The 1140-nt window shown below is 41.7% G+C and carries 3 protein-coding genes; all 3 read left to right on the top strand.

Going from position 1 to position 1140, the window contains the following annotated elements:
- On the top strand, nt 1-284 hold a 284-nt coding region (locus tag QZT26_RS17775; protein WP_295104108.1), incomplete at its 5' end, for a hypothetical protein.
- A gap of 41 nt (nt 285-325) precedes the next feature.
- A complete protein-coding gene (locus tag QZT26_RS17770) occupies nt 326-739 on the top strand; it encodes a hypothetical protein (protein WP_295104105.1) in 414 nt (137 codons plus the stop codon).
- Between the two features lie 18 nt (nt 740-757).
- Nucleotides 758-1069, top strand: a complete 312-nt coding sequence (locus tag QZT26_RS17765) for an ATP-binding protein (RefSeq protein ID WP_295104103.1) — start codon at nt 758-760, stop codon at nt 1067-1069.
- The last annotated feature ends 71 nt before the right edge of the window (nt 1070-1140 follow it).

Genomic DNA, 1140 nt, shown 5'->3' with positions numbered 1-1140 from the left:
TGGTACTATACTGTAAGGGTTCACAAATAGAGATTTCTAAATTAGATTTAACTTTTGTTGATATAAATAGTTATAGCATTTCTGAAATCACATTTTGTGAACTTCTTGAGTATATTTTACTTTGCCATCTGGTACACTTTTCTATTGCCATAACGACCCAGTGTTTCCGTTGTAAAAAAAACTTTAATACCATCGACATCGTCATGGTAGATTCCAACTCCTCTTTCCCAGATGCTGTCAATCTGCTAAAATCTGTTTTACCTCAATATATTAATTCCACTTAATCTGAGAATTCCAGGTTCATTTATTGTGGGGCTTAGCAGTTATGACGTCGTCTTGCTCTCCATGTCCCACGGGAGACATGGCAGGAGTTTGCCGCACTGCTACTATCCAGATGCACCTGGCCGAACAACTGGCTGCAGCTGACGCCTTACAGCGTCCGCTCATGCCTTGCTCCCGCTTCCAGGCAAAGAACTGGGAAATCGAGTGTTTTCGGGAGCATTCCCGATTTTTTGTAACCCGTCGTTTTAGTAGGATGAAAAGAGAATATCGTACAGCAGAACAAGGAATTTCGAATTACGAAGTTTTCTTGCCCTTCGACATTCATAATTCCTTGTTTGATATTCGTTTTTCCCGTATCAGGAAGTGCAAACAAATTATGTATAATCTGCCTTCCAACGCGCTCAAATATACCCCTGAATACGGTACCGTTGATGTTATTATCTCTAAAGAATGGTAATCATCCATACGAATAGAGGTGAGAGATACGGGTATTGGGATTGAGGATGATGAAAAAGACAAAATATTTTCGGCATTTTACCGGTCAAACAGCACAAAAGATAAAGATTCCAACGGCGCCGGAATCGGGATTGCACTTACACGCAGACTGGTTGAATTACATGGAGGAATGGTAGGTGTAGAAAGCAATGTTGACAATGGGAGCATATTTTGGCTTACATTCCCTGAGAATGAATGCATAAAAGAAAGAACAGCATCAGGAACTCAGCGTTTTATGGTACGCCAAGAAGCGTATATATATCAGTTGGTGCAAATCCAACCCGCCAATTGACCGTTCGGGCGGTAGCGAAAGAGGCAGAAAGCCTCACGGGAGGACGTAAACAGCGATGAATACGTTCGAGT

The organism is uncultured Candidatus Kuenenia sp. (genome assembly GCF_900696675.1).
Taxonomy (GTDB): Bacteria; Planctomycetota; Brocadiia; order Brocadiales; family Brocadiaceae; genus Kuenenia; species Kuenenia stuttgartiensis_A.
Note: the sequence above shows the minus strand (reverse complement) of the source record. Positions and strands in the feature narration are given on the sequence as shown.

Coding starts and splice junctions, on each gene's coding strand:
- QZT26_RS17770 (WP_295104105.1), top strand. CDS start 326: ATGACGTCGTCTTGCTCTCCATGTCCCACGGGAGACATGGCAGGAGTT.